Genomic DNA, 25,371 nt, shown 5'->3' with positions numbered 1-25,371 from the left:
CTCAGATATAAAAAATTGGAGGAACAATAATGAAATTAGACGTGTTTTTAAGTTTCAATGGTCAGGCCGAAGAAGCTTTTCGTTTTTATGCAGATCTTTTTCAGACAGAGATAAAGGGACTTGTCCGAGCCAGTGATATGATGGATCCAGCTGACCTTCCTGCAGCAAAACGGGATAAGGTTGCCTGGATTGCCTTAGATACGGAAAACTTAACTCTGCATGGTGAGGATGTAGGTGTTTTTAATGACCTATCTATTCCTAGCAATCATCAGCCCAATCAATGGTTGGTTCTGAGTCCAGATAGTAGAGAAGAAGCCGATGAGCTCTTTGCTAAGCTTGCTGAAGGTGGACAAATTCTCTATCCTTTAGAGGAACAAGCTTTCGCAGAGTTTTATGGTCGCTTGATTGACCGTTTTGGTATCGGCTGGGATGTGATGAAATGAGGTAGAAGGATGGCTTATAGTGAATCCTTAGCCCAGCAAGTCCGTACCATTTTAGCTACTGAACTTCCTTCTTGTGTTTTTGAAGAAGAGGTAGAAGAGAAAAAGATGTTTGGTGGCTTGGCTTTTATGGTTCGAGGTAAGATGACCGTTACTGTGAGTTCGAGAAGTCAAGAGCTTATCATGATACGCATCGGTAAGGAAATGGAACAGCAGGTTCTGCCTAAAAATGGTGCTAGTGTCACAGTGATGAAGGGTAGGCTTTATCATGGCTATATTGATTTAGATGGCGAAGGACAAAAGGAACTGTCTTACTGGATCAAGCTAGCTTTGTCCTACAATCAGGAGCTGACGCAGCAGGATAAAAAGTAAGAAGTACTCAGAATGAGTTTTGCTTTCTTAGAAGTTTATTCATTACCTTTTTATGAAATTCAAATATATTCTTAGAATCTGTATTGATGCAGCTTTCAATCGGAGAGTCTCTTCATGGATACAGGTTTTTTCGTCTTTTTCTTCCAAAAATGTTATACTAATACCAGAGTCCGTTTTGCGAATGGGGGTTATCCCTAAAAGTCTTGGAGAAAAGCTAGTTTGTACCAGTATTGAGTTTTGATTTTGCATTTTCTCGCTTTCTGAAAGGCTTTTGTCGTTAGAAAGGAGCATGGTATGAGTATTTCTTTTTACATTCAGAACCGAAAGGGCTTGTTTAGCTATAAGGCCGTCGAGACACCCCTGTCTCTAGTTTCTTTGGTGGAAGGGCTGGAGGTCGTAGGCCTCGAGGGCGATAAGGCTTATCAATCCTTGGATCAGGTCGGAACTTTTCTGGCTGTCTATTGGGAAGGGGCAGGCCGTGGGTTTGAAGTTTATTATCTGCCAGACCGGGAAACCTATCAGGTCCGCGTCTTGACACCATCGACGGTAGGTGATTGGAAAGGGGCTATTCTCTTTATGAGTCGTTTGGCTCAGAAGATGAAGCAGGATATTGTCGATGAATACGGCAATACTTACACTGCTGACGGGATTTTTAATATTGATTTTGAAGCGGATATTCTCTATGGCCTGAACGATGCCAGAGTGGCAGCTGCGCCTATGCATGTTTTCGAAGGTTATGCCCATGATTTGTACATGTCGCAGGAAAAACTTCTGGAACTATTCAAGGCTGAAGATCCTGTGGAGGAGTTTGGCAGGCAGATGGCCGAGATGCAGCAGGTTCAGAGTCAATTTTCTACTCCTAAGTATTATAAGGATCAGGGTGGGAAATACCTGGGTTCTTATGTTCTGGCAGAAGGAGTGGATACAGTCCTTCCAACTCAGCCCATGCCCAAGGGCTACTTGGTTAAAGAGATGATTGAGAGCGGTGCTAGTCAAGACATGGAATGGCATCTTCATACCCTGATAGAGGATGCCAGCAGCCCGCAGGGCTATAAATACTTGACAACAAAGGATTTAAAAGCTTTTTTGGAAAAGATTCCAGATACTCACCGCACCTATCTGGATTCCAGCCAGATCCGGATTCAGCCACTCAATCGGCTGGAACTGGAAGCTATTTTGGACCAGCTTCCAGAGGGAGAACCGAAGTTTTAGCGCTAGGAAAATTTACCTTTTGAATCTTAACAGAGCTGCCAAAAGGCGGCTTTTTTAGGTCTGTCAGCAGTTCTCACAATTTTGTGACTCTTTTCTTTTTGATAACATTATTGAAAATATCTTGAAAATTTCAAAAAGAAGCTATAGAATAGAGGTCAGTTTTATAAAAAGGAGAACGAAATGAAAGAAAAACACATGCTAATCTTGGGCTGGGTGGCCACTTTTATGTCTGTTATGATGTATGTTTCCTATATCCCTCAGATTATGAATAATCTAGCTGGCAATAAGGGTGACTTTATCCAGCCTTCAGTAGCTGCTCTAAACTGTACTCTCTGGGTCATTTATGGTCTATTTAAAGAGAAGCGGGACATTCCTTTGGCAGCGGCTAATATGCCGGGCATCGTATTTGGCTTGATTACTGCTGCTACAGCCCTTATGTAAGACGAGATTGGGAGTTATGCCCAGTCTTTTTTGTTGGAAAATCATTGGACAAAGTATTCACTTCACTTGTAGCTATAGAGCCTGCCTATGGCTTTGGCTATGTAGAAAATATGCAGGTAGCGTTCAGCAGACCGTCTTTTTATGATACAATGGTAAGATGAAGTCAGCAGAGAACTGCTGGCTGTTTCATCAGGAAGAAAGGGATAAGAGAGCGCGCCTATGATACTTGAAGAATTTGACAACAATCGCAAGGCCATCATCAACCCAAAAGATTTGAATGAATCCATAGAAGGATTTCCGGAGACGGCTGTTTCCTGCTTTGCCAGAGAGACTTTTGCGCGGATGCTAGCGGATTTTGAGCATGAACTGATTACGACGACCAGCATGGCAAATATTGAAATTCCTATCTATCGGGTCTTAGTGGATGGACGGGAACTGGCTCTTTTTAATGCACCGGTTGGAGCTTCGGCCTGTGTAGCTATTCTGGAAGACCTGATTGCTTTTGGCATGAAGAAGCTGGTGCTTTTCGGTACTTGTGGCATCTTGGATGAGGAGATTAAGGAAACGTCCGTCATTATCCCGACGGAGGCCCTGCGAGATGAGGGGACTAGCTATCACTACCAGCCAACTAGCCGTGAGCAGGAAGTCAATCTTGGCCTGAAAGATTTTTTGACGGCTTTTCTGGATGAGCGCGGTATTTCCCATCGCAAGGGCAAGGTCTGGACGACAGACGGCATTTACCGTGAGACGGTGGCTAAACTCCGCCAGAGAAAGGCTGAGGGAGCTATCTGTGTGGATATGGAATGCTCAGCTGTAGCGGCTTTAGCAGCTTTTCGAGAGATAACCGTCTGCCAGTTCTTCTATGCAGCTGACCACTTGTCAGAGGAAGCTTGGGATATGCGCAATCTGGCTAACCACGCTGACTTAGACGAAAAAGATAAAATTGCCAATCTCGCGATTCAGATCGCTCTGGCACTATAGAGAAATAAGATGAAAAAACCAATTATCCAATTTGAAGACTTTAGCTTTCAATATCAGGCCCAGTCTGAGCCGACCCTGAAGCAGATTAACCTGACTATTTACGAGGGAGAGAAGGTTTTGATTGTCGGGCCGTCTGGCTCTGGGAAGTCAACGCTGGGCCAGTGCCTCAATGGGATTATCCCCAACATTTATAAAGGAGAGGCCAGCGGTCATCTCTTGATTAAGGGGCAGCCAGCCTTTGAATCCAGCATTTATGATAAGTCCAATCTAGTCAGCACAGTCTTGCAGGACACGGATGGCCAGTTTATTGGGCTTAGCGTAGCAGAAGATTTGGCCTTTGCGCTGGAAAATGACGTCATGGGGCTGTCGCTTATGCGCGAAAAAGTTCAAGCTTGGGCTGGGAAGCTGGATCTAGCTGAGCTTTTGCAGCATCGGCCCCAGGATTTATCGGGCGGTCAAAAGCAGCGCGTCAGTCTGGCTGGGGTTTTGATTGACGAGGGTCCTATTCTGCTCTTTGACGAGCCCTTGGCCAACCTGGATCCCAAGTCAGGTCAGGATACCATTGATTTGATTGATCAGCTTCATCGGGAGACGGAAACGACAACTCTGATTATCGAGCATCGTTTGGAAGATGTTCTCTATCGGCCAGTAGACCGGCTAGTGCTTATCAATGACGGACGCATTCTCTTTAATGGACAGCCGGATGACCTGCTCAGAACCCAGCTGCTAGCTGAAAATGGCATCCGCGAACCGCTCTACATTACGACCCTACGCCAGCTGGGTGTTGATGTGGAAAAGACTGAGGGATTGTCCCACTTGAATCAGCTGCAGTTGGCAGATGTGACCTTTGAGGGCAGAAACTGGTCTGACCCTGACAAAGAGCCTCAGGAGCCCTTACTGGAACTGGAGCAGGTGTCTTTTGCTTACCAGAGCGGCGGCAAGCCTATTTTGCAGGATATGAGCCTGAAGATTTTCAAGGGTGAGCGGATAGCCATCGTTGGTAAAAATGGAGCTGGCAAGTCAACTCTGGCCAAGGCTCTCTGTCAGTTTATCGAGACTGAAGGAAGCTATAGCTGGAAAGGTCAGGACATCAAAGGAGACTCTATAAAGGAGCGAGCTGAGCGGATTGGCTATGTCCTGCAGAATCCCAATCAGATGATTTCGGCAGCCATGATTTTTGATGAAGTGGCCTTAGGCTTGCGCTTGCGCGGACTGGCAGAAGCGGAAATCGAAGAGCGGGTCCATGCAGCTCTTAAGACATGTGGACTCTATGAATTTCGTAGTTGGCCGATTTCGGCCCTGTCTTTTGGCCAGAAGAAGCGGGTGACCATTGCGTCTATCTTGGTGCTGAATCCGGAGATTATCCTCTTGGATGAGCCGACAGCTGGTCAGGACCAGCGCCATTATACAGAGATGATGGACTTTCTAGATGAGCTCAACCAGCAGGGACATACGATTATCATGATTACCCACGATATGCAGCTGATGCTGGATTACTCAGACCGGGCAGTGGTTGTGGTGGATGGTCAGATTTTAGCCGATAAGGCGCCTGCGCAGGTGCTGACAGATCAAGAGTTGATTGCGGCGGCTCATCTAAAGGAAACGTCAATCTTTGCTCTGGCTGAGAAGATTGGGGCCGACCCTCTGGCTTTGACCGAGTTTTATATGCGAGAAAAGGAGGACAAGCATGCTTAATCAGCGAAAATTAATCGGCTACCATGCAGGCGAGACATCTCTTCATGGTCTGTCTGGTGCCAGCAAGATGCTGTTCTTCGTTCTGGTATCGGTGGCAGCCATGATTAGCTATGATACTCGCTTTTTGCTGGGGCTAGCCCTGCTGTCCCTCTGCCTCTTTCGGCTGTCCCATATTCGCATCCGAGACATTTCATTTGTTTTAGTCTTTGCGGCATCCTTTGCTGCTCTTAACTTAGTGATGGTCTATCTTTTTGCCCCTCAGTATGGTGTCGATATCTATGGAGCCAAAGATGTCCTCTGGACCGGATGGGGAGCTTATAATCTAACAGCTCAGGAGCTGTTCTACCTCTTTAATCTCCTGCTCAAGTATGTTTCGACTATTCCTCTGGCAGTGATTTTCCTTATGACAACCCATCCCAGTCAGTTTGCTTCCAGCCTTCATCAGCTTGGTATTTCCTATAAAATTGCTTACGCGGTCAGTCTGACGCTCCGCTATATTCCAGATTTGCAGGAAGAATTCTTCCTCATCAGGATGTCTCAGGAAGCGCGCGGGCAGGAATTATCCAAGAAAGCCAAACTGGCTCAGCGCGTGAAAGGAAATCTGCAGATTATCATTCCGCTGATTTTCAGCTCACTAGAGCGCATCAATACCATTGCTACAGCCATGGAGCTGCGCCGTTTCGGTAAGAATAAAAAACGCACCTGGTATACCTATCAGGCTCTAAGCAAACGAGATATGCTAGTGCTGACACTGGCAGTCATCTTTCTATTGCTCTGCTTTGCCCTCTTCGCAGTCAATCACGGTCGCTTTTATAATCCGTGGAGGTAGGAAAGGGGAGTAAGAAAGTATGAAAATAAAAAGAATTAAAGACCAATATGTCCGACAGATTCAAGTTGTTTTGATTATTTATTTGGTTTGCTGTATTCTGCGGATTGCAGAATATATGATTTTGAGGACGGATCAGACATTCTGGGGAGAATCTTTTGTCCACAAACTCCTAGGGATGCTACTCCTGGTCCCAGCTTTGCGTTTTTACGGCCTGAATTTCAAACAAATTGGCTTGGGGACAAAAAACTTGTTCCGTCGTGTTAGTCTAGGTCTAATCTGGGGGAGTCTATTTTTTGCTTTAGCTTATCTGGTAGAAATCGCTGTGTTGCTCAGTCAAGGAAATTTTATGGGGCTTGATTTTTATGTATCTGCTTATTCAGTCAATGGCAATATCGGCCAGCAAAGGGGCCTTCTTTTTCTATTGATCTGTCTGTCTGGCAATCTCATCAATGTCCTCATGGAAGAAGGAATCTTCCGTGGACTTTTTCAAAAAGTTTTTGAAAGAAAATACAGCTTTATAAAAGCAGCTCTTTTTTCCAGTCTCCTTTTTGGTTTCTGGCATATCATGGCACCCTTTAGAAGTCTGCTTGATGGCGAAATGAGCTTGACAGGCTTCTGGGTTAATAGTTTGATCTTAGTTCTCACTAGTTTTCTGATTGGTCTTCAGTTTGCTCTTATGGCTAAGATGACGGGCAGTCTCTATATGGGCATGGCTGTTCATTTTGTTAATAACACGGTGGTTAATCTGCTTCATGTCCTATCAAAAAACGGAACGGATCAGCTGCTGAGTCTTCGAATCACCGTGGCTCAGACCTTGTCATTTTTAGTGCTTTTAATCTACTATCAAACACGAAAGCGGTCGCGCCATTGAGTTCTTTATACCTCAGTTTTCTTTTCGACTTATCTCAACGAAGCATTTAAAAAGCAGGCAATCACTGAATTGCTTGCTTTTCTTCTTATAATGGCTTTTTATTGGGCATGCCGGCTTTGCGGGGGTATTTATTGGGAGTTTCTTTCTTCTTTTCCACCACCGTAATAAAGCGAGGGTCACCGTTTGGCAGGGCATAGCTGAGGTTGTCCTGGACCTTGCTAAAGAGCAGGTTCAGGGCATTTTTGGCTTCTTCCAGTTCTTCTGGAGCATTAGAAGCCTTGAGCGCCAAAAGCTTCCCGCCAACTTTCAGATAGGGAACGGTCAGTTCAGATAGGACCTGCATGCGAGCGACTGCACGGGCAGTGACCAGGTCAAATTGAGCCCGAAAAGCCTTGTCCTGAGCAAAGTCTTCTGCGCGACCGTGGTAGAAGTGAACCTTGTCCAGCTCCAGCTCTTCAGCCAGCAGTTTGAGGAAGTTGATTCGTTTATTGAGCGAGTCAATGATAGTCACATCCAGCTGAGGGCAGATGATTTTCATAGGGAGACTGGGAAAGCCAGCACCGGCTCCGATATCCAGCAGCTTAAGCTCTTGATTATCGATCAGGCCTTGCAAAACGGGGGCAATTGAATCATAGAAATGCTTGAGATAGACTTCATTTTTCTCGGTGATAGCTGTGAGATTGATTTTTTCATTCCATTCGACCAGAAGTTGAAAATAACGCTCAAACTGGTCTTTCTGGCGGTCAGTCAGTTCGAACCCCTGCTGGCTTAATAGCTGGTAAAATTCTTGCGATGTCATAGTTTCATCCTTGTTTGTCAGTATTCATCCTATTATATCATAAAAAGGAGACCCCGGCATTCTGCCGAAGGGCCTCTTTTCTTATATGCCAATCTGATTGAGCTCTGCCAAGAGCAGCTGGCGCCGCTCATCCTGATTAGCGGTTTGGTCAAATAGAACTTCTTTTTTTATCTTGCCATCTAAAATAAGCAGGACCTTGTCTGCATAGGTCGCCACGCTGGCATCATGCGTCACTAGGAGAATGCTTGCGCCCTGCTGGTGGAAGTGCTGCATGAGTTCCATAGCTTGACGGCCAGCCTGAGAGTTGAGGGCTCCTGTCGGCTCGTCAGCAAAAATGATTCGAGGCTGGTTCATGAGAGCCCGACAGATGCCAGCTCGCTGGAGCTGGCCGCCCGATACCTGATGGATAGAGCGGTTGGCAATGTCCTTAATTCCGGTCAGAGCCATTAACTCCTTGGCTCGCTCATAGGCTGCCTTTCGCTCACTGCCTTTCTTACCAATAATACTCGGTAGGCAGATATTGTCTAGGATATTGAGATTTTTCAGGAAAGTTGCCTGCTGGAAGACAAAGCCAAAAGCCTCTCTGCGAAGGCGGTCTAAGTCCTTGTCTTTCATGGCCAGCAAGTCCTGTCCCTGGTAAAGAATCTGTCCTTGGTCAGGTTTGTCAATGGTGGACAAAAGATTGAGAAGAGTGGATTTCCCGCAGCCAGACGGTCCCATGATGGCGATGAATTGGCCGCTTTCAATCTCCAGCGACAAATCACGGAGAATGGGCTCCTGATTTTCCTGATAGCTTTTGCTGAGGTTATGTGCTTCTAATAACATAGGCTTCTCCTCGGATGTAGAATAAATGCTAAGTGCTCGGAAGCTATCTGCTTAAGGTCAATGTTCCTTGAGATAGCGACCAATTTCCAGCTTGTTCAGAGCTCGGAGACTGATGTGTGCTGCTGTCAGTCCGCTAAGAAGCAGAGCCAGCGGTGTCCATAGAAAAGTAAGGGACTTATTGATGATGAGCTGGAGTTTGCTGATACCGAAGCTGCTGAGCAGCAGACTGCAGACTTCTTGCCCTAGACTAAGGAGCAGCAGGTCGGCTATTGCCAAAGCCAGCATCAAGATGAAGCAGACAGCGAGCAGGTAGTGGCTCCTGAGTCGTTCACTGCCAAATCCCAGCATCCGATAAAGTGCCAAGTCAGCTTGGTCCTTAGTGAAAATCATATAGACAAAGAGGGTCATAAGGATGAAGACAATGATGAGTCCTGTCCGGAAAACGCTGGTCTGAATCAGGCGGAGCATGGCTAGAGTGTCATCAAAAGTCTGATGGAAAAAGTCTTCTATGTCGGTTAATTTATAGTTGGAATAGTGTTTTTTCCAATCGTTGATTTTTTTAGCTTTGTTGCTAGCATCTTTAAGACGGATGGTCGTCAGACTATTGAGCGTTTGAGCCTGCTTTGTCACAAAGACAGCCTTGGCGGTCTTACCGCCGTAGGTCAGGTCTGAGTAGATACCGACTATTTTTAGTCTCCTTGCTTGGCCATCAATATTCAAAGTCAAGTTATCTCCTACTTTTAGCTTGAGTTCTTCTGCCTGCAGCTTGGATAGGGCAATTTCATCCTCGTTTTTAGGATAGCGGCCTTGGCTGTATTTGACTGGAAATCCTGCATGGTTTCCCAGAGTTACCCGCAACTGCTGGGTCTGACCTTGCTGGTCTTGATAGGAGAAATTCTGGCTTTGGTACTGATTAATCTCTGCGATATCCTTGTCTGCCTGTAGTTCTTTTAGAAGCTGGGAAGCCTTGGTATCAATATCTTCAGTCTGAGAAATATCAATCAACACATCTGCCTGACCAGCTCCCACATACTGGATGAAGTTCTTGTCCATCACAGTGCTGTAGAGACTGGCTGGCAGCAGGATAAGCAGGCTAATCAAACTGACAATGAACAAGATAGTCAAATATAGTTTCTTATGACTGAGAATCGTTTTCAGGGCGAAATAGGGTCTGTCTGAGAAGGGGATAGTCGGTAAACCCATTTTGGGAGTAGAACGAGTCTCGGTCAGACTGTTGGAAGAAGCTAATCTTAAAGCTTGGCCGGGGGTCATTTTCTTAAAAGAGCTGAGAGGACGGGCAGTCAGCCAGAAGACCAAGAGACAGAGCAGCAGAGCCACTAGCATTTCCAAAAGATAGCTATAGAAGGGCGTCGGGCTTTGCCCCATAGACAATACCATCTGCTTTTTAAAAGGAGAACTCAGAAGAAAGGATAGTCCCCATCCTATGATGGTTGCCAGAGCCAGGCAGAAATAATACTTGGTCAGGTAGACCCTGCTGATAAAGCTTTGGGGCAGCCCCATTATCTTCATAACGGCAATCTGCTGCAGTTCTTCTTGAATCTTGGTCAAGAGGGAAAAGCGCATGCAGAGAAAGGTGATGCCAATAATGGCCACAACCAGCAGTCCCATGACTAGGATGACGAGAGCATCATTGAAGCCATTAATCATCTTGATGGTCGGATAGGTAATCATAGGCGGCCCGTTGGACTCAAGCTCTGCATTTTTATAGGCCTGCTCAATGCTAGAGATCTGGCTAAGCTTATGTACTCGAAAAGCAATCAGGTTCTCATTAGATGCAAATGCTTCTTTTTTCAGAGTCTGCAAATCAGCCTGCGAGATGAGGAAGCGCTTGGAGGATACCAGACCTGCATTCATCTGGGCATCGCGGATAAAGCCCTTGACAGTCAGCTGGAGACTGCCGACGCTTATTTTGTCACCAATCTTGATTTTACCGCTGTTGTAGTAGTAGAGCGGAATATATACTTGACCCAGCTGAGGCTGGGCTGGCTGGTTATTCTGATCCAGTAAGAAGTCAAAGTTTTGGTTTTGACTGGAAAAGCCATTATCCTGAGAGCTGTCCTGAAGTGAGTCTTTCTCATTGATGCGGATGGCTGATCCTTCCACATTGACAAAGTCTGTCAGCTGCCAAGAGGCAATTTCCGGATGCTGCTGGACAAAGTTTTTCAGACGTTCTCGGTCGACGCTTCCGCTGTGCATCTGTAGCAGGTGAGGGCTTTTGGCTGTCTCTACAAAGCGCTCAATTGAGCTAGTGAGTCTGACGGTCAGGCGTGTAGCTGCAAAACTCAGAGTCAGAGTCAGAAGCAGGAAAAGCCCGATGACCAACATGCTGATTTTATTTTCTTTTAGATCATTTCTTATCAAGCGTTGAAACATATTCCAGCTCCTTTACTGAACGTGCTCGGGAGAGCAGATAAGAACCGATGCTGATAGAGATACCGGATAGGATAAAGAGCAGACCGTAGCCTCTGCCTCCTCCAACACCGATGATTTTTCCGACAGAATTTGCCAGCCAGCCAAAGTAAGTCAGTGAGGGCTTGAAAAGGGTATCTGCTACCCAACCCATGCCGGCATAAGCTAGCACATAGCCCAGCTGAGAAATAATCCCAATGGTTCCCCAGACCTTACCTTGATCGGCTTTGTTAATATTGATGCGCACCAGATAGTCGATAGCTGTATTGGCGAAAGGCAGGGCAGTAAAGAGGAGAAAGCCAAAACTGCAAATCCAGATGAAGCTCTCCTTCATGCCCAGCCCAACCATGAAGAGCCCCAATAGAAATAGAGAGAGGCAGAGAATACGATGGAAGTGTTTTTTTATAGCAAATAATCCCAGAATCAACCCTCCTATCAGCATACCACTGCTAGAGATGGTCATCACCCAGCCGGCTGTTTTGGCGTCTGCGAAAGCCAGCACCAAGGGAGAAAGCAGGATTTGGACTGTTCCCAAAAAGAAGGAAAAGCCTGTTCCAGCTAGGACTAAAATCCAGATGCCTTTTTTTCCATAGACGATTTGAAAACCTTTAAGGAAATCAGCCCAGAAACGACTGTCGCTGCTATAAACTTGTGTGTGAATGGCTCTACGAGCGAGCAAGGTGCAGGCCACTGTCACGAAAATGGTCGAAAAATCCAGCAACAGAATCGTGCTGATATGTCCACTCGCCAAAATCATTCCAGCTAAGGCTGGTGAAATCAGATAGCGGGCAATGCCATTAATCTGGGACAAACCAGTTGCTTTTGATAACTGGTCTTCAGGCAGCAAGTCGGAAATCGTAGCTCGAAAGGCCGGATTGACCAAGGCTGAAAAGAGTGAGCTAATGGCAGCTCCGATACAGATAAAAATCAAAGCAGGATTTTTCAGACTAAAGTAAATCCAGAGAACTCCTAAGCCTGACAGACCATCTCCCAGAGCCATCAGCAATCTTCGGTCATAGCGATCTGCCAGAATTCCAGCTAGAGGGGTGACCAAAAGACCGGGTAGAAAAGCACAAAGAGTAACAAAAGAAGAAACAGAAACCAAACCGGTCAGCTGGAAGATATAAACTCCTAAAGCGAAAGAAGTCATACCAGAGCCGATTTCCGAGATGAGGCTTCCAATCCAAATCAATAAAAAGAGTCTAAAGCCTGATTGTTTCATAATTGCCTCCTAATCTTATGACGTCAAGTAAGTATAAATAGTGAATCTAGTGCTTATTTTTCTAGCTGCTTTGAGTCTGAATCAAGTCTAGAAAGGGATTGAAGTAGCCTTGCCGGCTTTGAAAAAGAGTTTCTAAAAGATAGAGAAAAGCCTGCAGTTTTTGATGCTGTTTTTCTGGAGGGAGAGCCTGAAAACTGCTGCCAAAAGCTTGTAGTGAATAAGTAAGAATCATTTCCAGGCTTTCGTAGGGATAGTCGGTCCTCATATCTCCAGCAGCAATACCGTCTTGGATGATGGGGAGGAGAATCTGAGGTGCCCGTTCAAGAAGAATTTGATTGGTCTTTTCGTGCAGGAGTGCATTTTGCGGCTGATTGAGATGTAGCAGCACTTTCTCTCCCTCTTGATGATTGAGATTCAGTGCATCCATGCTACCAGCCAAGCGCTCCAGAACAGTCAGTTCACGATTATCAGCAAAGGCTTGAGAAGCCGTAAATGCTCCTTCAATGGTTCGCTCAATGATGGCATCCATTATCTCTTCCTTAGAAGAAAAGTAATAGTAGAGAGTACCGCGAGCGATTTGAGTCGCTTCTAAAATCTGGGAGATAGAGGTCTGGTCAAAGCCTTGCTCCATAAAAAGCTCCTGAGCGGTATCTAAGATAAAGTCTTTTTTATTGGCCATGTTTGCATCCTTTTTAATAGTAAAATTTTATTCGACCGACTGTCGGTTTATTCTTTCCTTTATCATACATCTTTTCTAAATCCATGTCAAGAATAAAGACAGTTCCACTATTTTTTGATATAATAAGTCTAATCAAAATTGAAGGAGTATATCATGACTTTTATTATTGTTCTTATTATTGTCGCGGTTTTAGCATTCTTCGTTGTTGGTGCTTACAATACCTTGGTTAAAAGCCGTATGCAGACTCAAGAAGCTTGGAGTCAGATCGATGTGCAGCTCAAACGCCGTAATGACCTGATTCCTAACCTCTTGGAAACGGTCAAAGGCTATGGCAAGTACGAGCAGGCAACCTTGGAAAAGGTAACACAACTGCGCAACCAGGTAGCTTCAGCTGCTTCACCAGCCGAAGCCATGCAAGCCAGCGACGCCCTTTCTCGTCAGATTTCTGGAATCTTTGCAGTAGCTGAAAGCTATCCAGATCTGAAAGCAAATACCAACTACTTGAAGTTGCAGGAAGAGCTGACCAATACTGAAAATAAAATTGCTTATTCTCGTCAGCTTTATAATTCAGTAACTGGCAACTACAATGTGAAGTTGGAAACATTCCCAAGCAATATTGTTGCAGGAATGTTTGGCTTTAAAGCTGCTGACTTCCTCAAGACACCAGAAGAAGAAAAGGCTGTGCCAAAAGTTGACTTTGGCAGTACTGGACTAGGTGACTAAGATGCTATTTGATCAAATTGCCAGCAATAAAAGGAGGACTTGGCTCCTCCTTATCGCTTTTTTCGGTCTCTTGGCTCTCCTTGGAGCAGCTATTGGCTATCTCTGGCTGCGCTCTGCGGTAGGTGGTGTCTTGCTAGCCTTGATCATCGGAGCGATTTATGCCGGAGTGATGATTTTTCAGTCTACAGAGTTTGTCATGGCTATGAATGGGGCTCGCGAGGTCTCTGAGCAGGAAGCACCTGAACTCTATCATATTGTTCAAGATATGGCCATGGTCGCTCAGATTCCTATGCCACGTGTCTATATCGTAGAGGATCCCTCTCCCAATGCTTTTGCTACCGGCTCTAAGCCTGAAAATGCAGCTGTCGCAGCAACGACAGGTATCTTGCAAATCATGAATCGTGAGGAGCTTGAGGGAGTGATTGGTCATGAAGTCAGTCATATTCGCAATTACGATATCCGAATTTCAACGATTGCTGTGGCTTTGGCCAGTGCTATTACCCTGTTGTCTAGCCTGGCTGGGCGGATGATGTGGTTTGGTGGCGGACGGCGCAGTAGTAATGATCGAGATAACGATAGTGGTTTGGGAATTATTCTCCTTATCGTATCATTGATTGCTATCGTTTTAGCTCCTCTGGCAGCTACCTTGGTGCAGTTGGCCATTTCTCGTCAGCGGGAGTTTCTGGCTGATGCTTCCAGTGTAGAGCTGACCCGCAATCCGCAAGGTATGATTAATGCCCTACTCAAGCTGGATCGCAGCGAGCCTATGGAGCATCATGTCGATGATGCAAGTGCAGCTCTCTATATCAGCGATCCTAAAAAAGAAGGCGGATTGAAGAAACTCTTCTATACGCACCCTCCTATCTCAGAACGAGTGGAGCGCTTGAGACAGATGTAAAAGCAGGGAAACTTAAATTATTTCCAAAAGTTAGATAAACAACTAGTAAAAGGATTTAGTTCTGCATTGGACAGGGCTAAGTCCTTTTCATTTTGCTTCCTTTAACTCATGTCTAAAAGATGTTCACTCAGATTGTGTTACAATTTTATTTCAGCCGTCTATAAATCTTAGATTATCCAAGTTTATTTTTGTATAAGTACGGAAGCTACCTTTAGAAAATTCAGTGTTTTCAAGTTGTCAGGTTGAACCCTTCTGACTTTCTGATAAAATTAGCATTTTCTTGAAAAACAGAAAATTTTCAGAAAAAATCACTATATTGAGTTGTTTTATTGCTCAAATTAATCTATTTGTATTATTTAGAAATATAAAGTAATTTTTCTGTAATAAAAAAGAAATATATTACTAGTATATTAAATTTAGTAAAAAATTTTATTGCATATATGAAACCGGGGGTTCGGTATGTTGAAAACATTTGGAAAAATTTTCAAAGTCATTAGAGAATCAAAAAATATGTCTCTTAAAGAGGCGGCAGCCGGAGATATTTCAGTAGCTCAATTGTCCCGTTTTGAGCGGGGAGTCAGCGGTATCACGCTTGATTCTTTTTATTGCTGCTTGAAGAATATGGCCGTTTCTCTAGACGAGTTCCAGTATGTTTATCATAACTACATTGAGGCAGATGATGCGCTCTTCTCAAAAAAAGTAGCTGATGCTTATCAGGAAAACAATGTCGTCAAGCTCCAAAATATTTTGGCTGGCTCGGAAGCTTTGGTCGAAAAATTCCCTGAGAAGAAGAATTATAGGCTCAATACAATTGTTGTTAGGGCAGTCCTGTCTTCCTGCAGTCCAGATTTTCAGATTAGCAAGAAAGATATAGAATTTCTGACCGATTATCTCTTTTCTGTCGAGGAATGGGGCCGTTATGAGCTATGGCTCTTTACTAACAGTGTTGATTTGCTGACCTTAGAAACACTGGAAACCTTTGCTAGTGAGATGATTAATCGGACCCAGTTTTATAATGACCTACCAGAGAATCGCCGGCGTATTATCAAGATGCTGCTTAATGTTATCAGCGTCTGCATAGAGGGAAATCATTTGCTGGTTGCTATGAGATTCCTAAATTATCTTGACCATTCTAAAATCCCTGAGACAGATCTCTATGAACGGATGCTGATTAAATATCACAGAGCTCTTTATTCCTATAAGGTTGGGAATAGCCATGCTCTGAGTGATATTGAGCAATGCCTAGCTTTTTTGGAATTTTTAGATTCCTTCGGTGTTGCCCAGAAGCTCAAAGCACAGTTTGAAAGAATTTGCCTTTCGCAGTTGCAGATGTGCAAATAAAATAGACTCATTTCTAAAAATGTACTAAAATAAGGGTAAAACTTTATATTAATTTCAAAAGGAGGTTTTATGATGGAGAAAAAAATTCATTATAAAATGCATAAAGTTAAGAAGAACTGGGTAGCTATTGGCGTGACTGCTTTATCACTCCTCGTAGCACCAAAAGTACTTGGTCTTGAAGCAGGCATTGTCCATGCGGATGATGCTGAACAAGCGGCCGTTAAAGATCAGACGCCCGTTCAGAGCAGTAGTTCAGAGCAGGCGATTGAAGCCCAAGCGACTACACCTTCTAAACTAGAAGCAGAAAAAACAGCTTCTGCGGACCAAGCAACTTACAGAGCTACCGCAGTAAGTCCAGCAAGCATTGAAAAGACAGCTGCAGCAGCTGCAGCAACTACAGAGGCAGTAGCTAAAACCGATGCTCAAGAACCAGCAAAGCAGGTAGAAGCAGCAGCTACAGAAAATGCAGCCGTTGCTGAAGAAGCAAAAGCAGCTAACGCAACATCAGAAGCAGCTAAAACGGAAGCAATTGCTCAGGATAGACAAGCAAGTCCAGCAACTGTTCAAAAGCAGGCTGCTGACAAACAAGCAAAAAAGACTGTTACAGACAAAATTGTTGCAAATCCAAAGGTTGCAAAGAAAGATCGCTTGCCAGAACCGGTTCAAAGACAGGGAGCGATAGCTGAAAGAATGCGTGCTGCTCAAGCTCAAGCGGCGCCTGTTAATACTGAGCATGATGATGATGTCTTATCTCATATCAAGACGATTGATGGCAAGAAATACTATGTTCAGGACGATGGTACAGTTAAAAAGAATTTTGCAGTTGAGCTTAATGGAAAAGTTCTTTATTTCGATGCAGAGACTGGAGCACTGATTGATTCAGCTGAGTATCAATTCCAGCAAGGTACTAGCAGCCTTAACAATGAATTCACCAGAATGAATGCCTTCCATGGCACTACGGAAAAGGACATCGAAACAGTTGACGGCTACCTGACAGCGGATAGCTGGTATCGTCCAAAAGCTATCCTCAAGGATGGAAAAACATGGACTCAGTCTACAGAGACTGACTTGCGTCCGCTTTTAATGGCTTGGTGGCCTGATAAGCAAACGCAGGTTAGCTATCTTAACTATATGAACCAGCAAGGTTTGGGAGCAGGAGCTTTTGAAAACAAAGTGGAACAAGCTATCCTGACAGGTGCTTCTCAGCAGGTTCAGCGCAAAATTGAAGAAAGAATCGGTAAAGACGGCGATACTAAATGGCTGAGAACACTGATGGGTGCATTTATCAAAACTCAGCCAAACTGGAATATCAAGACAGAGTCTGAAACAACTGGTACTAATAAGGACCACTTGCAAGGCGGAGCTCTGCTTTATACCAATAGTGATAAGACTTCTCATGCTAATTCTAAGTACCGCATCCTGAATCGCACACCTACCAGCCAAACTGGTACACCTAAGTACTTCATTGATAAGTCAAATGGTGGTTATGAGTTCCTGCTAGCTAACGACTTTGACAACTCTAATCCAGCTGTTCAGGCTGAGCAACTCAACTGGCTGCACTTTATGATGAATTTCGGCAGCATCGTAGCTAATGATCCGACTGCTAACTTTGACGGAGTCCGTGTCGATGCGGTGGACAATGTCAATGCGGACTTGCTCCAAATTGCCTCTGACTACTTCAAGTCTCGCTACAAGGTTGGAGAAAGTGAAGAGCAGGCTATTAAGCATCTGTCTATCTTAGAAGCTTGGTCTGACAACGACCCTGACTACAACAAAGACACCAAGGGCGCTCAATTGCCGATTGATAATAAGCTTCGTCTGTCCTTGCTTTATTCGTTCATGCGTAAACTTTCTATCCGTAGCGGTGTAGAGCCAACGATTACGAATAGTCTGAATGACCGTTCTACTGAAAAGAAAAATGGCGAGCGGATGGCCAACTATATCTTTGTTCGGGCTCATGACAGTGAAGTACAAACCGTTATTGCCGACATCATTCGGGAAAATATCAATCCAAATACTGATGGTTTGACCTTTACCATGGATGAGCTTAAGCAAGCCTTCAAGATTTACAACGAAGATATGCGCAAGGCGGACAAGAAGTATACGCAGTTCAATATTCCAACTGCTCATGCTCTCATGCTCTCTAATAAAGACTCCATTACTCGGGTCTACTATGGGGATCTCTATACTGATGACGGTCAATACATGGAGAAAAAATCTCCTTACTATGACGCTATTGATGCCTTGTTGCGGGCTCGTATTAAGTATGTAGCTGGTGGTCAGGACATGAAAGTCACCTATATGGGTGTACCTCGTGAGGCTGATAAATGGTCTTATAACGGTATTTTGACTTCTGTTCGTTACGGTACTGGTGCCAACGAAGCAACGGATGAAGGAACAGAAGAGACCCGTACCCAAGGGATGGCTGTTATTGCTTCTAACAACCCTAACCTCAAGTTAAATGTATGGGATAAACTGCAAGTCAATATGGGAGCAGCCCATAAGAATCAATACTACCGTCCTGTGCTCTTGACGACCAAAGATGGCATTTCCCGCTATTTAACTGACGAAGAAGTACCACAATCCCTCTGGAAGAAGACAGATGCCAATGGTATTTTGACCTTTGATATGAATGATATTGCAGGCTACAGCAATGTCCAAGTTTCTGGTTATCTGGCTGTTTGGGTACCAGTTGGTGCTAAGGCAGATCAGGATGCTCGTGTAACAGCCAGCAAGAAGAAAAATGCCAGCGGTCAGGTTTACGAGTCTAGCGCAGCCCTTGATTCTCAGCTGATTTATGAAGGTTTCTCTAACTTCCAAGACTTTGCAACTCGTGATGACCAATATACCAATAAAGTCATTGCTAAAAATGTCAACCTCTTCAAGGAATGGGGAGTGACTTCATTTGAGCTGCCACCTCAGTATGTATCTAGCCAAGACGGTACTTTCCTAGATTCTATCATCCAGAATGGTTATGCCTTTGAAGATCGCTATGATATGGCAATGAGCAAAAACAATAAATATGGTTCTTTAAATGACCTGCTCAATGCTCTCCGTGCTCTTCATAGTGTCAATATCCAAGCCATTGCGGACTGGGTGCCAGACCAAATCTACAATCTGCCAGGCAAAGAAGTAGTAACAGCAACTCGTGTCAACAACTACGGAACCTACCGTGAAGGTGCAGAAATCAAGGAAAAACTTTACGTTGCCAATGCTAGAACGAATGGTACAGACTATCAAGGCAAGTATGGTGGAGCCTTCTTGGATGAACTCAAAGCTAAATACCCAGAAATCTTTGAACGAGTACAGATTTCCAACGGCCAAAAGATGACGACTGATGAGAAGATTACCAAGTGGTCAGCTAAACACTTCAACGGTACCAATATCTTAGGTCGCGGGGCTTACTATGTTCTTAAAGATTGGGCTAGCAACGAATATCTCAATACCAAGAATGGTGAGATGGTACTGCCTAAGCAACTGGTCAATAAGAAAGCTTCCACTGGATTTGTTAGTGATGCTAATGGTACTAAGTATTATTCAACTAGTGGATATGAGGCTAAGAATGCCTTTATCCAAGATGAAAATGGAAATTGGTATTACTTCAACAACCGCGGCTATCTGGTGACAGGCGCGCAAGAAATTGACGGCAAACAGCTCTACTTCCTCAAGAATGGTATTCAGTTACGAGACTCTCTCCGTGAAGATGAAAACGGCAATCAGTACTACTACGATAAGACTGGTGCCCAAGTTCTCAACCGTTACTACACTACTGATGGCCAAAACTGGCGTTACTTTGATGCCAAGGGTGTCATGGCTAGAGGTTTGGTAACTCTGGGTGGCAATCAGCAATTCTTCGACCAAAACGGCTACCAAGTCAAGGGCAAGATTGCGCGTGCCAAGGATGGTAAACTTCGTTACTTTGACAAGGATTCAGGTAACGCTGCTGCTAATCGCTTTGCCCAAGGAGATAATCCAAGTGACTGGTACTATTTCGGCGCAGATGGTGTTGCTGTGACTGGTCTGCAAAAAGTTGGTCAGCAAACTCTTTATTTCGCTCAAGATGGCAAGCAAGTCAAGGGGCAGGTAGTAACTCTGGCTGATAAATCTATCCGTTACTTTGATGCTAACTCAGGTGAAATGGCTGTCAACAAGTTTGTCGAAGGCGCCAAGAATGTATGGTATTACTTCGATCAGGCTGGTAAGGCTGTGACTGGTCTACAAACCATCAACAAGCAAGTGCTTTACTTTGACCAAGATGGCAAGCAAGTCAAGGGCAAGATTGTGAAGAACAATAAAGGACAACGCTACTACTTTGATGCCAACTCCGGCGAGCTGGCTCGCAACCGCTTTGCTGAAGCAGAACCAAATGCTTGGTACTACTTTGGCCGTGACGGGATAGCTGTGACAGGTCTGCAGCAGATTGGCCAACAAACCCTTTACTTCGACCAAAATGGCAAGCAAGTCAAAGGTAAGATTGTCTATGTCAATGGTGCTAACCGTTACTTTGATGCCAATTCAGGTGAAATGGCGCGCAATAAATGGATTCAGCTGGAAGATGGAAGTTGGATGTACTTTGACCGAAATGGTAGAGGCAGACGCTTCGGCTGGAACTAATAGCAATAGAATAGGCTAAATGAAACTTAATCTTTAGCTTTCTAATACACAAAAACGATAACTTCTTATTTGGAAGTTATCGTTTTTTGCTGTCTTCTGGGAGAACAAATATAAAAATAAAATTAAATCTATCAAATTTCTTTAACATCTTTCTTTTTTTCGATAGATAGGAGCAGAGCAATCACACCGATAATGCTGAAGATGAGCCAGCTAGCGTTCATATTCCAGAGGGCCAGACTGCTGAAGATCATAGTACCAAAGGGAACAGAGAAAGAAAAGAGCAGACTCAGAAAGCTGGAAGTCTGAGCGAGAACATCAGAAGGCAATTTGCTCAGTAAGAGGGTGTTGATTTTGGGATTAATCTTGCCGGAGATATAAGCTAGTAAAAATCCGAAAGCAATACCAACGAAAACAGGCAGATGCAAGAAATTGCTGACAGCAAGCAGAATCATGGTAAGAGCAGCCCAGAGGGTTAGTTGATTTAGAGAGAGACGGCTAAAGTAATCGTTGGGCGTCAGGCTGGCTGCAATCATGGCTAGGACAAGAGTGGTCTGAAGAACCAAGAGAGACTGACTAAAGGACAGCTGGAAGATGGGATTGTCCAGCAAGTAGAGATTATAAAGAGCTATAAGAGAACCTGCCATAGCGTTGACGATCAGGATTTGAGCCAGTAGTTTAAGAAAATTGTTAGAACCTTCCTGTTCGAAGATGAGCTTGGACGATGTGTACATTTTCTTCAATTCTTCCTTCAGAGGAGCTTTTTTCTCAGAAATTGCCACTGGGTCATGGGTCAATCTGCGACGGACTAGGTAGAGGATGGTGGAGGATAGGAGAAAGGTCAAGGCGTTAACCAAAGCAACTAAGAAAAAGTCTTGCTGGCTGACGGTTAGGAGCCAAACTCCCAAAGCTTGTCCGGCCAGGCTGCAGAGAAAACTGATAAGCTGGGTAAAAGAGAAGGCTTCCATAAGGTCTTTCTCTGGAACATTCTTTTTCAAAATCGGCATTTGCAGGCCGCTCCGATAGTCGCTGATGATATCAGAAAGGATATTCATCAAGCAGACGGCTGAGAAGGCTAGATAAGAGCTGGAGCGAGTCATGAAGGCAACAAGGACAAAGAGCAGGGCTTGAAGATAACCAAAATGAATCAGCCAACGAGTTTTATGAACGGTCTTGTCAGCTTTGATACCAGCAAAGATAGTAAAGAAGGTCGGAACCAGAACGATAAAATTAGCCACAGCAATAGCGAACTTGGGATTGGGCATGCTGGAAGCAAATACCACAAAAACAATATTGAAAATAGAAGCTCCCAAGGTGTTGAAGATTCGGGAAAGGCTGAGTGAGGCATAGACCCCATTTTTAAAGAATAATTTCATCGTAGACTCCTTTTCTAAACTGCAAAATTGTATAAAAGCTGATTTGGCACATCTGTAATCTAGCTTTTGTTTTTTCTCTTTCTGATGACCATTATAGACCGTTTAAAGCCAAAAAAAGGGCTTTTCGGCAACTGGTTAGGTCTCATAAGTAAGTGGTAAAATTCTGAAAGTGACTTGCGCTAGCTCTTTCTGTTTTTAGTATAAAATAGAAAATCTAAGCCGCAAGAAATGTTGCATATATTCAATGATTTTTTTGGGTGTAATTGTTAAAATGAGTAAGTTGGAGTGTATTTTGCATCAAAAAACCACTTTCCAACTCAACATCGCTGAGCTTAAAAGTGGAGATTTGCATTATTTACTATATTTTTGAAAAGCAGTATCAAGAGCTTCTTGATAATAGTCAGCGCTATGCTGACAGTTCAAGATTCGGAAAATGTCGACAGATTGCTTCATTTGAGTGAGTCCCTCTTCTTTTTGCCCTTTCAAACAAGCTAACTCTCCCTGAGCAAAGAGATAGACAATTCGGAAGTAAGTCTCATTTTCTTCGTAAAAGTGTCGCTCAATGACTTGTTGGAAATAGTCTGCCTGGGTGATATTTTCCTGACTGATGGCCAGAAGATAGCCATTAAGAAAAGTAGTGTGCAGGGTGTTGCGATTGTTGGCAAATAAGGCTACGAAATCCTTTCTTGAGAGGATTTCTTTCGTATACTGAGAAAACAAATCTAGAGATAAAACTGGAGTGCAGATAGAGAAGAGATTGAGCTCGTAGCGGCCCCAAATATCAACTGAAAAGAGGTAATCATGTAGGTAATCGAGTTCTTTTGGGCTGGCCTTTTCAGACTCTTTGAGGGCACAGAGATAGGCCTTTATAATCAGGCGCTCAACCCAATCGTTAGCGCTCTTACTTTTTCGCGTGATTTTTTCTTTTTCCAGATAAAGTTCCTCTAAGAGGTTAAGCTGATTGGCTTGCAACAGGTCTTGGATTTGGCTTAAGAGTTCCTTGTGAGAGTGATGGTTCTGGATGCCGGCTGCAACAGTAAATTCTTCCGTTTCCGTGTGGATAGCACTGAGTGCGCTAAAAAGTTTCTGTGCCGACAGTTCGCTCTGCCCATTTTCAAAGCGAGAGAGCATAGATTTTGAAAATTCTCCACCGGTCGCCTCGGATAAAGAGATGTGCCTAGCCTCTCGAAAAAATCTAAAAACCTGTCCCAGATGTTCCATTGTCTTCCCTCCTTGCTATTTATTATAACAAAATAATTTTCAATAACAGCGGAGCGCCCAAACATGATATAATAAAAGAAAAAAACAAAGAGGAACTTATGTTGCATATTCAAGAAATTCGGAAGAATCCAGATGGACTAGCCTTTGAGAAAAAGCTGGACTTGGCAGAGGAGTTAAAAGAGCGCAATCCTGAAATTTTAGATGTTCAGGATATTGTAGCCAGTGGAAAGGTTCAATATGAAGACGGCCTTTATTTTCTAGATTATGACTTGTCTTATACCATTACTCTGACGTCCAGTCGTAGCATGGAGCCAGTGGAACTCAAGGAGTCTTATCTAGTCAACGAAATTTTCATGGAAGAAGGACAGGCTGCATCGCAGGATATGATTGATCAGGATTTGGTGCTGCCGATTGAAAATGGCGAGATTAATGTATCCGAGAGTGTGGCTGATAATATCTTGCTGAATATCCCGTTGAAAATCCTGACAGCTGAGGAAGAAGCCGGCCAAGGCTTTCTGTCGGGCCAAGACTGGCAGGTTATGACGGAAGAGGAATTCGCCGCTGCTCAAGAAGCTCAAAAAGAGAAGAACAATCCTTTCGCCGGTTTGCAAGGACTTTTTGATGAATGATTCTTGTAAAAATCTTGAAAATAATTTGAGAATTTGAAATAATTTGTTATACTAAGTATAAAAAGAAAATAGACAATGAAAATTGTCTTATAGAAGGAGATTTAATGGATACATTTTTCTTTCCAACCTGGTTGATTCCAGTAATTATTGGTTTGGTTGTCCTTGTCGTACTTTTAGTGAAAGGCTATGTTAACGCACGCCCTAACGAAGTAGTTGTAATTACGGGACTACGTAAACAGCGTCACCTTCGTGGTAAGGCTGGCTTTATGATTCCTTTTGTAGAGCAGCGCTCTTATTTGGATATTGAGCAGTTCTCAACAGATGTTCGCACTTCTGAAGCGGTACCGACTCTAGACTTTATCAATGTTCGTGCCGATGCAGCTGTTAAGCTAAAAATCGGAACGACTGATGAAATGATTGCTCGTGCGGCAGAAAACTTCCTTAATTGGAATACAATTGATATTTCCAACTCTGTTCAAGATGTCTTGGAAGGAAATCTTCGGGAAGTAATTGGTCAGATGGAGTTGCGGAAGATGGTCAATGACCGTCAGGAATTTGCCTCAAAAGTGCAGGATAACGTAGCTCCGGATTTAGCTAAAATGGGATTGGAAGTCATTGCCTTTACAGTTCAATCTTTCTCTGACGAAGGTGGTGTGATTGATAATCTCGGTATCGAAAATGTTGAAACCATCAAAAAAGATGCCTTAATCGCAAAGGCTAAAGCGGAACGTGAGCGCAAGGAAGTAGAAGCTGAGCAAGACAAATTGGCTAACGACAAGCGAGTAGCCGCTGACTTAGAAATCGCTCAAAAGCAAAATGAGTTGAAACTGAAACAAGCAGCCCTCAAGCAGGAAGCGGATATTGCGCAAGCTAAGGCTGATGCAGCTAAAGGTATTGAGGCGGAAGTGCAGCGTCGCGAGCAAGAACGTGTGGCTGCCGAAGCTAATATCATGAAGCAAGAGAAAGAAGCTGAAGTCAAGGAACGCGAAGTTAAGGTTCGGGAGCAAGAACTGGATGCTAACATCCGCAAACAGGCTGAAGCAGAGAAATACTCTCGTCAACAAGCTGCGGAAGCACAATTGATTGAGCGTCAACGCCAAGCCGAGGCTGAACTCTTTGAAACACAAAAAGAAGCCGAAGCTCGCAAGGCTCAAGCCGAGGCTGAGAAATTTGCGCAACTGCAAGAAGCTGAAGCCATTGAAGCCAAGGGACGTGCTGAAGCGGAGGCTATTCGTCTTAAGCTAGAAGCTGAAGCAGAAGGTTTGGATAAAAAAGCTGAAGCCATGAAGAAAATGCAGGAAGCTGCGATTACTGAGATGATTGTAGACAAACTGCCAGAAATTGCCCGTGCTGTAGCAGAGCCGCTTACTAAAGTGGACAAAATTACTATGTATGGTGAAGGCAATGCTTCTAAGATGGTTGGTGATATCATGCAGAGTATTGACCAAGTGTCGCAAGGTGCAGGCTTCGATATCCGCCAACTCCTAGCAGGAGCTCTTGGTGTTAATATGACTGTTAACAAGCTAAAACAAGATGAGCAACCTGCTATTGAAGCTGCAAATCTTGACACCGATAAAAAATAAAAGAAAAGATAAATGGTTTTGATTGCACCCCAAAAGTTAGACAGAAAATCTAACGATTGGGGTGTCTTTAATCTGAAATTAAGTTATACAAATAAACTAGGTATATAACCTAAAAAGAATGGCGTTTCTCAGGTTCGAATATACCCGGTTCAAATCTTTAATGTTATTTGCCTGACTTAAAGCAAGAAAGAAT

General features: G+C 44.0%; 21 protein-coding genes. 14 read left to right on the top strand and 7 right to left on the bottom strand.

Annotated elements, in window-relative coordinates; genetic code table 11:
• Positions 1-29 precede the first annotated feature (29 nt).
• The 8 genes from RG608_RS07065 (at position 30) to RG608_RS07030 (ending at position 6,841) form a co-directional block, all read left to right on the top strand.
• Positions 30-443 carry a VOC family protein gene (locus tag RG608_RS07065; RefSeq protein WP_268687590.1) on the top strand — a complete coding sequence of 138 codons (414 nt, stop codon included), beginning with the start codon at positions 30-32 and terminating at the stop codon, positions 441-443.
• Between the two features lie 9 nt (positions 444-452).
• Positions 453-812, top strand: coding sequence for a TfoX/Sxy family protein (locus RG608_RS07060; RefSeq protein ID WP_268687589.1), 360 nt, complete (start codon positions 453-455; stop codon positions 810-812).
• 294 nt (positions 813-1,106) lie between these two features.
• Entirely contained in the window at positions 1,107-2,024 is a 918-nt protein-coding gene (locus tag RG608_RS07055) for a DUF4299 family protein (protein ID WP_308946774.1), read from the top strand.
• A 180-nt stretch (positions 2,025-2,204) separates the two neighbouring features.
• Positions 2,205-2,465 (top strand): SemiSWEET family transporter, encoded by a 261-nt coding sequence (locus RG608_RS07050; RefSeq protein ID WP_002898091.1) that lies wholly within the window; start codon positions 2,205-2,207, stop codon positions 2,463-2,465.
• A 219-nt stretch (positions 2,466-2,684) separates the two neighbouring features.
• Complete coding sequence (locus RG608_RS07045) at positions 2,685-3,446, top strand: nucleoside phosphorylase (protein ID WP_268687587.1); 762 nt, start codon at positions 2,685-2,687, stop codon at positions 3,444-3,446.
• 9 nt (positions 3,447-3,455) lie between these two features.
• A complete protein-coding gene (locus tag RG608_RS07040; RefSeq protein ID WP_308946772.1) occupies positions 3,456-5,141 on the top strand; it encodes an ABC transporter ATP-binding protein in 1,686 nt (561 codons plus the stop codon).
• Complete coding sequence (locus RG608_RS07035) at positions 5,134-5,970, top strand: energy-coupling factor transporter transmembrane protein EcfT (protein WP_268687585.1); 837 nt, start codon at positions 5,134-5,136, stop codon at positions 5,968-5,970. Before RG608_RS07040 ends, RG608_RS07035 begins: the two co-directional genes overlap by 8 nt.
• Positions 5,971-5,989: 19 nt before the next feature.
• Positions 5,990-6,841 (top strand): CPBP family intramembrane glutamic endopeptidase, encoded by an 852-nt coding sequence (locus RG608_RS07030; protein ID WP_268687584.1) that lies wholly within the window; start codon positions 5,990-5,992, stop codon positions 6,839-6,841.
• Positions 6,842-6,926: 85 nt separating this feature from the next.
• On the opposite strand, the gene rsmG is transcribed toward RG608_RS07030, so the two are convergent.
• From rsmG to RG608_RS07005, 5 genes are all read right to left on the bottom strand, one after another.
• On the bottom strand, positions 6,927-7,640 hold the full coding sequence (rsmG, locus tag RG608_RS07025; RefSeq protein ID WP_268687583.1) for a 16S rRNA (guanine(527)-N(7))-methyltransferase RsmG: 714 nt from the start codon (positions 7,638-7,640) through the stop codon (positions 6,927-6,929).
• Between the two features lie 81 nt (positions 7,641-7,721).
• On the bottom strand, positions 7,722-8,465 hold the full coding sequence (locus tag RG608_RS07020) for an ABC transporter ATP-binding protein (protein ID WP_268687582.1): 744 nt from the start codon (positions 8,463-8,465) through the stop codon (positions 7,722-7,724).
• Between the two features lie 57 nt (positions 8,466-8,522).
• A complete protein-coding gene (locus tag RG608_RS07015) occupies positions 8,523-10,859 on the bottom strand; it encodes an FtsX-like permease family protein (RefSeq protein ID WP_308946771.1) in 2,337 nt (778 codons plus the stop codon).
• Positions 10,834-12,117 carry an MFS transporter gene (locus RG608_RS07010; protein WP_268687580.1) on the bottom strand — a complete coding sequence of 428 codons (1,284 nt, stop codon included), beginning with the start codon at positions 12,115-12,117 and terminating at the stop codon, positions 10,834-10,836. Before RG608_RS07010 ends, RG608_RS07015 begins: the two co-directional genes overlap by 26 nt.
• A gap of 61 nt (positions 12,118-12,178) precedes the next feature.
• Positions 12,179-12,796: a TetR/AcrR family transcriptional regulator gene (locus RG608_RS07005; protein WP_268687579.1), complete on the bottom strand. Its 618-nt coding sequence runs from the start codon at positions 12,794-12,796 to the stop codon at positions 12,179-12,181.
• A 153-nt stretch (positions 12,797-12,949) separates the two neighbouring features.
• Here RG608_RS07005 and RG608_RS07000 point away from each other — a divergent pair, with 153 nt between their 5' ends.
• The 4 genes from RG608_RS07000 to RG608_RS06985 all read left to right on the top strand — a co-directional run bounded on the left by RG608_RS07000 (position 12,950) and on the right by RG608_RS06985 (position 20,372).
• A complete protein-coding gene (locus RG608_RS07000) occupies positions 12,950-13,519 on the top strand; it encodes a LemA family protein (protein WP_268687578.1) in 570 nt (189 codons plus the stop codon).
• Between the two features lies 1 nt (position 13,520).
• Positions 13,521-14,417, top strand: coding sequence for a zinc metalloprotease HtpX (htpX, locus tag RG608_RS06995; RefSeq protein ID WP_268687577.1), 897 nt, complete (start codon positions 13,521-13,523; stop codon positions 14,415-14,417).
• Positions 14,418-14,876: 459 nt separating this feature from the next.
• Positions 14,877-15,758, top strand: a complete 882-nt coding sequence (locus RG608_RS06990) for a helix-turn-helix domain-containing protein (RefSeq protein ID WP_268687576.1) — start codon at positions 14,877-14,879, stop codon at positions 15,756-15,758.
• A 69-nt stretch (positions 15,759-15,827) separates the two neighbouring features.
• Positions 15,828-20,372, top strand: a complete 4,545-nt coding sequence (locus tag RG608_RS06985; protein ID WP_308946770.1) for a glycoside hydrolase family 70 protein — start codon at positions 15,828-15,830, stop codon at positions 20,370-20,372.
• A gap of 131 nt (positions 20,373-20,503) precedes the next feature.
• On the opposite strand, the gene RG608_RS06980 is transcribed toward RG608_RS06985, so the two are convergent.
• Together RG608_RS06980 and RG608_RS06975 are read right to left on the bottom strand one after the other, a co-directional pair.
• Entirely contained in the window at positions 20,504-21,745 is a 1,242-nt protein-coding gene (locus RG608_RS06980; RefSeq protein WP_268687574.1) for a transporter, read from the bottom strand.
• Between the two features lie 351 nt (positions 21,746-22,096).
• Positions 22,097-22,966, bottom strand: coding sequence for an Rgg/GadR/MutR family transcriptional regulator (locus RG608_RS06975; RefSeq protein ID WP_268687573.1), 870 nt, complete (start codon positions 22,964-22,966; stop codon positions 22,097-22,099).
• Between the two features lie 98 nt (positions 22,967-23,064).
• On the opposite strand from RG608_RS06975, the gene RG608_RS06970 reads away from it, so the two are divergent.
• Positions 23,065-23,595, top strand: a complete 531-nt coding sequence (locus RG608_RS06970) for a DUF177 domain-containing protein (protein ID WP_032906422.1) — start codon at positions 23,065-23,067, stop codon at positions 23,593-23,595.
• A gap of 104 nt (positions 23,596-23,699) precedes the next feature.
• Positions 23,700-25,178, top strand: coding sequence for a flotillin family protein (locus RG608_RS06965; protein ID WP_268687572.1), 1,479 nt, complete (start codon positions 23,700-23,702; stop codon positions 25,176-25,178).
• Positions 25,179-25,371: the final 193 nt, after the last annotated feature.

Source organism: Streptococcus sp. IsoGale022 (assembly GCF_031142805.1).
In the GTDB taxonomy this organism is placed as follows: Bacteria; Bacillota; Bacilli; order Lactobacillales; family Streptococcaceae; genus Streptococcus; species Streptococcus sanguinis_A.
This window is presented reverse-complemented; position numbering and strand designations above follow the sequence as displayed.

Coding starts and splice junctions, on each gene's coding strand:
- rsmG (WP_268687583.1), bottom strand. CDS start 7,640: ATGACATCGCAAGAATTTTACCAGCTATTAAGCCAGCAGGGGTTCGAA.
- RG608_RS07060 (WP_268687589.1), top strand. CDS start 453: ATGGCTTATAGTGAATCCTTAGCCCAGCAAGTCCGTACCATTTTAGCT.
- RG608_RS07000 (WP_268687578.1), top strand. CDS start 12,950: ATGACTTTTATTATTGTTCTTATTATTGTCGCGGTTTTAGCATTCTTC.
- RG608_RS07050 (WP_002898091.1), top strand. CDS start 2,205: ATGAAAGAAAAACACATGCTAATCTTGGGCTGGGTGGCCACTTTTATG.
- RG608_RS07030 (WP_268687584.1), top strand. CDS start 5,990: ATGAAAATAAAAAGAATTAAAGACCAATATGTCCGACAGATTCAAGTT.
- RG608_RS07065 (WP_268687590.1), top strand. CDS start 30: ATGAAATTAGACGTGTTTTTAAGTTTCAATGGTCAGGCCGAAGAAGCT.
- RG608_RS07015 (WP_308946771.1), bottom strand. CDS start 10,859: ATGTTTCAACGCTTGATAAGAAATGATCTAAAAGAAAATAAAATCAGC.
- RG608_RS07035 (WP_268687585.1), top strand. CDS start 5,134: ATGCTTAATCAGCGAAAATTAATCGGCTACCATGCAGGCGAGACATCT.
- RG608_RS06990 (WP_268687576.1), top strand. CDS start 14,877: ATGTTGAAAACATTTGGAAAAATTTTCAAAGTCATTAGAGAATCAAAA.
- RG608_RS07045 (WP_268687587.1), top strand. CDS start 2,685: ATGATACTTGAAGAATTTGACAACAATCGCAAGGCCATCATCAACCCA.
- RG608_RS07040 (WP_308946772.1), top strand. CDS start 3,456: ATGAAAAAACCAATTATCCAATTTGAAGACTTTAGCTTTCAATATCAG.
- htpX (WP_268687577.1), top strand. CDS start 13,521: ATGCTATTTGATCAAATTGCCAGCAATAAAAGGAGGACTTGGCTCCTC.
- RG608_RS07055 (WP_308946774.1), top strand. CDS start 1,107: ATGAGTATTTCTTTTTACATTCAGAACCGAAAGGGCTTGTTTAGCTAT.
- RG608_RS07010 (WP_268687580.1), bottom strand. CDS start 12,117: ATGAAACAATCAGGCTTTAGACTCTTTTTATTGATTTGGATTGGAAGC.
- RG608_RS06970 (WP_032906422.1), top strand. CDS start 23,065: ATGTTGCATATTCAAGAAATTCGGAAGAATCCAGATGGACTAGCCTTT.
- RG608_RS06965 (WP_268687572.1), top strand. CDS start 23,700: ATGGATACATTTTTCTTTCCAACCTGGTTGATTCCAGTAATTATTGGT.
- RG608_RS07005 (WP_268687579.1), bottom strand. CDS start 12,796: ATGGCCAATAAAAAAGACTTTATCTTAGATACCGCTCAGGAGCTTTTT.
- RG608_RS06975 (WP_268687573.1), bottom strand. CDS start 22,966: ATGGAACATCTGGGACAGGTTTTTAGATTTTTTCGAGAGGCTAGGCAC.
- RG608_RS06980 (WP_268687574.1), bottom strand. CDS start 21,745: ATGAAATTATTCTTTAAAAATGGGGTCTATGCCTCACTCAGCCTTTCC.
- RG608_RS07020 (WP_268687582.1), bottom strand. CDS start 8,465: ATGTTATTAGAAGCACATAACCTCAGCAAAAGCTATCAGGAAAATCAG.
- RG608_RS06985 (WP_308946770.1), top strand. CDS start 15,828: ATGATGGAGAAAAAAATTCATTATAAAATGCATAAAGTTAAGAAGAAC.